Raw genomic sequence first — 4,902 nt, 5'->3', positions numbered from 1 at the left:
GCCCGTGAGCCGGGCGGCGCGACCTGGATCAGGCGCGCTCGATGCGCGCCGGCAGGCCCTGGCGCACCGCCGCCCCGGAGACCCAGTCGATCCACACATTGCGGTCCGCACGCGTCGGGTCGGCGAAGCCCAGGTCGTTGAGGTTCACACCCGCACCCAGGGCCGGGTTGTGCGGCATCGGCAGGCCATCCACCTGATGGGCACGTGCGCCCAGCTCGGTGTGGCCGTAGCCATGCTCCACGGCGATAGTGCCGGGCATCAGCCCGTCGCGCACCAGCGCCACCCCTTCCCGCGCGCCACCCGGCGTCACCAGGCGCACCGTGTCGCCATGGCCAATCCCCAGGCGTGCCGCATCGTCGCGGTGCAGGTACACCGGATTGTGCGGGTGCACCTGGCGCAGCCGGTCGGCACCGATTGAGTAGGCGCTCATCAGGTGCGACTTGAAGGAGATCATCAGCATCGGCCACTGGTCTTCGTCATACAGCTCCCGCATGGAGCGGCCGTCAGCCATGCGCACCGGGTACCAGGTCGGGCAGCCGCTGTAGCGCTCGCCGGTCAGCGAATGGCGCATCTTGGCCAGGTCCTCGTACCAGACCTGTTGCGGCTTGGCGTAGCCCTGGCGCAGCTGACCCTTGTCATTCCAGGCCTCCTCGATGCGCGCGAAGCGACCGCCCCGGCTCATCAGCAGCGCCACGCGCCGCCATTCCTCGGGCTTGAGGGCGTGCTGCAGAGGCTCGGCGAAGCGTTGCACGCCGGTCAGCGCCAGATCGTCGTCGCTGGCTTCGGGCACCGCCTGACCGCCGGCGTAGGCGATGTTGGCAAAGCCGCGCAGGTAGAAGTCGGCGGCGCTGTTCAGGTCGTAGCGGTTGCCTTCGGCGTCGCGGATCGCCCCGGTGCCGAAGCCCGGCATGCCGAGGCGCTTGGCGGTGGCGATCAGGAAACTCTCCAGGCTGATCGGCTCGCCCTCGGCCGTCTTCGCCACCCGCGGCTCGACCACCGGCCAGCGCACACTGGAGGCCTTGGCCACCACGCCGTTCCAGGGCGCCGAGACGCCCCAGCTCTCGTAGGTGAGGGTGTCCGGCACGATGTAGTCGGCCAGCGCGCTGGTTTCGTTGATGAACGGGTTGACCGCGATGCTCAGCGGAATCAACTTCGGGTCGCGCAGGCGCTCCTCGATGACGTGCCGCCAGCCGGCGATGCCGTACACCTGGTTGCCCATGTGGTTGATCCACACCTTGGCGCGGTACGGGTAGCCGTCCAGGGCGGCGGCGATCATCTCCGAACTCAGCCCGCCGACCGCCGGATACCAGGGCGCGCTGGCCGGATACGGCGACTGGCCCGCTTCCTTCTTGCGGCGGTATTCGCTGCTCTTCTCGTAGGGGAAGCGGTGGCGCGACAGCGCCACGCCCTTGGGGTCCACCTTGCCGGCGAAGCCGCCGATGTTGTAACGCGGCCCCGGGCCGAACGGCGGGAACTGGCCGGCGTCGACCACCAGGCCGCCCTTGACGTTGAGGTTGCCGATCAGGGTGTTGAGCATGCCGACGGCATAGGCGGTGTAGAAACCGGCGCCGCTCATGGTGCCGCCGTGGGAGTTGGCCACCGCCTGCTTGCCGTAGCGAGTGAAGCGTTCGGCCAGCGCGGTGATCTTCTCCACCGACACGCCGGATTCGCGGGCGTACTCCTCCAGCCCCATGCGTCGCGCTTCGGCGCGCAAGCGGCTCAGCGCGCTGCTGACCCGCACCGGCTGGCCATCCAGGGTCACCATGCGCTCCACGAACAGCTCGGCCGGTTCGGCCTGGGTGTGCGCAGCCAGCTCGCCGTCGGCGCGCTGCACCACATAGGCTTCGGCATCGCTCCAGCCCAGGTCGGCACCCCGCAGGAAGGTGCCGAAGCGCGGGTGTTCGGGCTCGTCCACCAGCAGGTGGGTGGCGTTGCTCCAGGACGCTTCGCCCGCCGCCTGCATGGCCGCCGGCCCGGGCTGGGCCAGCATGCCGGCGTCGTAGCGGCGGTTGTCGAGGATCCAGCGAATCATGCCCATCACCAGCGCCAGGTCGCCGGCCGGCTTGACCGCCAGCCACTCGCTGCCGTCGCTGAGCACGTTGGAGGTGGCCGGCAGGGTCGGCGAGACCACCACGTACTCGAACACCGGCTTGTCGGTGCGGGTGCGCGCCTCGGCCAGCTGCCGGCCCTGACGCTGGAACGGGTTGCCGGCCTGGGCCGGCGCGGTGCCGATGAACAGGCCGAAGCGGGCGTTGTCCCAGTCCGGCTTGCCGTGGGGCATGCCCGGCAGGTCGCCGAGCGCGGCGGCGGTGCCCACGCGATGCGTCTGACCGCAGTAGGAACCGTGGTTGGAGAAGTTCACGCTGCCGAAGGATTGCTGGGTAAAGCGGCGCACGAACGGCGTGCGGCCTTCGTTGCCGGCATCGGTGAACAGCAGCTGGTTGGTCAGCGGGCCGTATTCCGGGTTGGCCGGGTCGATCAGGGTATCCCGGTCGAAGATCGCGCGCAGCCCGTCCACATGGCCTTCGCCGAACAGGTCGCCACCCTCGCAGATTTCCTCGACCAGTTGCTCGAAGGAAATCGTCTGCCACTTGCCCTCGCCGCGCTTGCCAACGCGCTTGAGCGGCTGCAGGACGCGATAGGGGCTGGTGAGTTGCTCGAACATCGCCGCGCCGCGGCCGCAGGCGGTAGCGCGGCCTTCAATGCCGGCATCGCCGCCCAGCGCGCTGTACACATCGCGCACCGGCGTGCGCATGTCCGCCGGCTGGGTGGTGGCCAACGGGTGGTAGGGATTGCCGGCCACGCGCAGGATGCGGTTGGCCTCGTTGTCCACCCGCACGCGGATGCCGCACTGGGTCCAGCAACCCAGGCACACCGACGGGCTGACCGTCTGGCCGGGCTGAGTGGACAGCGCACCGCTCAGCGGATCGATGCGAAATTCCGGGGTCAGCGAATTGCCGCGCACGGCGTCGGCGGTCGGCGTGCCGGCGGTGCCGTGCACCAACCCGGTCACCGCCCGGCCGACGGTTTCGCTGTAGCCGGCGGCAAACACCGCCAGGCCGCCCGCTACGGCGGCGCCCTGGGCCATCAGCTTGCGCCGGCCGGCATCTTCGAGCGTGTCCTGTTGCTTGGTCTTGTCGGTCATGTCATCGACTCCTGATCAGTGACCGGCCCGGGCCGGGTTGAAAGACGGAAAACGTTCCAGCACGAACACCACGGCGACCAGCAGTGCCAGGCACAGCCCGAACATGCCGAGGATGCCCAGCAACCCGTCGCCGCCCAGCGGCATGCTGTACAGGTAAAGGCCCGCACCGTACTTGGGTACGCCCTGCACGCTCATGAACACCACCCAGCGGAACACCCACGCCGAGCCGAGCATGACCAGCGCCACCAGCAGCGAGTAACCCGCGCCGCCCAGGCGAGCCGCGGGCCGGGCCAGCATGACCAGCATCAGCACACCACTCAGCACCGCGCCGAGCAGGCTCAGGCGCCACACCGGGAAATCCTCGAACAGGCGCAGCGCCGCCGGGAACGAGGGATCCAGCCCCAGGCTGCCGGTAGCCACCCAGACCAGCACGCCGAGCACCACCAGCACCAGCGCGCTGATGCCCAGGCGACGCAGCAGCTCCATCGGCATGGCACCCAGACCGCCCGGCAGCCAGCGGCCGACCAGCAGCATGGCGCCCAGCGCGGCCAGCCAGCCGGTGACGGCGAAGTTCCACGGCAGCAGCAGCGTGTTCCACAGCGGCCGGGCGCGCACCACCATCACCTCGGCGCCGGTGTACACCAGGATGCTCACCGCCAGCAGCGCCATGGCCAGGCCGGTCAGGCGCAGCAGGCGCTCGCGGCGCAGCCACCAGAGCAGGCAGAAACCCAGGGCCAGCATGACGAACAGCGGCAGCAGGTAGGCTCCGATGGACATCCACGACCAGGGTGTGAAATGCGCGTAGAAGTGCCAGAAGCGCCCCGGCTGGTGCAGGTCGGCCAGCAGCGAGACCGGCGCGGCGATGGCGGTGACCAGCAGCACCACCACGGCTGCCGGCAGCAGGCGCGCCGACAGCGAGCCGGGCTTGCCGAAGGCCAGGGCCGCTGCAGTGAGCGCCGTGGTGGCGGCGATGCCGATGAAGAAGAAGTACTGCACCGCCCAGGGCAACCAGGCGGCTTCGTAGTCAGGAGTCAGAAGCTCGACGATCTGCATGGCGACTTCCTCAGTGCTTGGCGATCAGACGGATACCCGCCTGGCCGTCCACTTCGTTGACGAAGGCCTCGGGTAGGCCGATGTAGTACACGTGCGGGTCGGTGTTCATGCCCGGCTTGAGAACGCGGATCTCGTCCTTGTGGGCATCCATACGGCGGGAAATCTCGCTCTGCGGATCGTTCAGATCGCCGATCACTCGCGCGCCGCCCACACAGCTTTCCACGCAGGCCGGCAGCAGCCCGGCCTCCAGGCGGTGCTCGCAGAAGGTGCACTTGTCGGCGGTCTGCGTCTCGTGGTTGATGAAGCGAGCGTCGTACGGGCAGGCCTGCACGCAGTAGCCGCAGCCCACGCAGCGTTCGTTGTCGACCAGCACGATGCCGTCGGTGCGCTGGAAGGTGGCCTGCACCGGGCAGACCGGTACGCACGGCGGCTCGTCGCAGTGGTTGCACAGGCGCGGCAGGTTGATCAGCGCCGAGGGCGCGTCCGGGGTCTCGGTGACCTCGTACTGCAGCACCGTGGTGCGGAACTGGCCGATCGGCGGCAGGTTCTCCACCGAACAGCTCACCGTGCAGGCCTGGCAGCCGATGCATTTGCGCAGGTCGACCAGCATGCCGTAACGCTTGCCCTCGATGCCCGGACGCCGGGGCGGCTGGTCGCCGATCCCGGCCTGGGCGGCGCCGGCCAGGGGCAGCAGCGTGGCGGCG

At 69.5% G+C, this 4,902-nt stretch carries 3 protein-coding genes; all 3 read right to left on the bottom strand.

Features of this window, described 5'->3' with window-relative positions; translation table 11 throughout:
• Nucleotides 1-28 precede the first annotated feature (28 nt).
• The 3 genes from AS93_RS0118215 to dsrO are packed head-to-tail and all read right to left on the bottom strand — an operon-like array spanning nucleotide 29 to nucleotide 4,892.
• The gene (locus AS93_RS0118215) at nucleotides 29-3,145 is read right to left on the bottom strand and encodes a tetrathionate reductase subunit A (protein WP_027591909.1); all 3,117 of its coding nucleotides are present in this window, start codon (nucleotides 3,143-3,145) and stop codon (nucleotides 29-31) included.
• 15 nt (nucleotides 3,146-3,160) lie between these two features.
• Entirely contained in the window at nucleotides 3,161-4,198 is a 1,038-nt protein-coding gene (gene nrfD, locus AS93_RS0118210; RefSeq protein ID WP_027591908.1) for an NrfD/PsrC family molybdoenzyme membrane anchor subunit, read from the bottom strand.
• A 10-nt stretch (nucleotides 4,199-4,208) separates the two neighbouring features.
• Nucleotides 4,209-4,892 (bottom strand): sulfate reduction electron transfer complex DsrMKJOP subunit DsrO, encoded by a 684-nt coding sequence (gene dsrO, locus AS93_RS0118205; protein ID WP_081798359.1) that lies wholly within the window; start codon nucleotides 4,890-4,892, stop codon nucleotides 4,209-4,211.
• Nucleotides 4,893-4,902 lie beyond the last annotated feature (10 nt).

Source organism: Pseudomonas sp. RL (genome assembly GCF_000647775.1).
Lineage (GTDB): Bacteria > Pseudomonadota > Gammaproteobacteria > Pseudomonadales > Pseudomonadaceae > Serpens > Serpens flexibilis.
The sequence above is the reverse complement of the archived record's forward strand: the minus strand, read 5'-3'. Positions and strand labels throughout refer to the sequence as shown.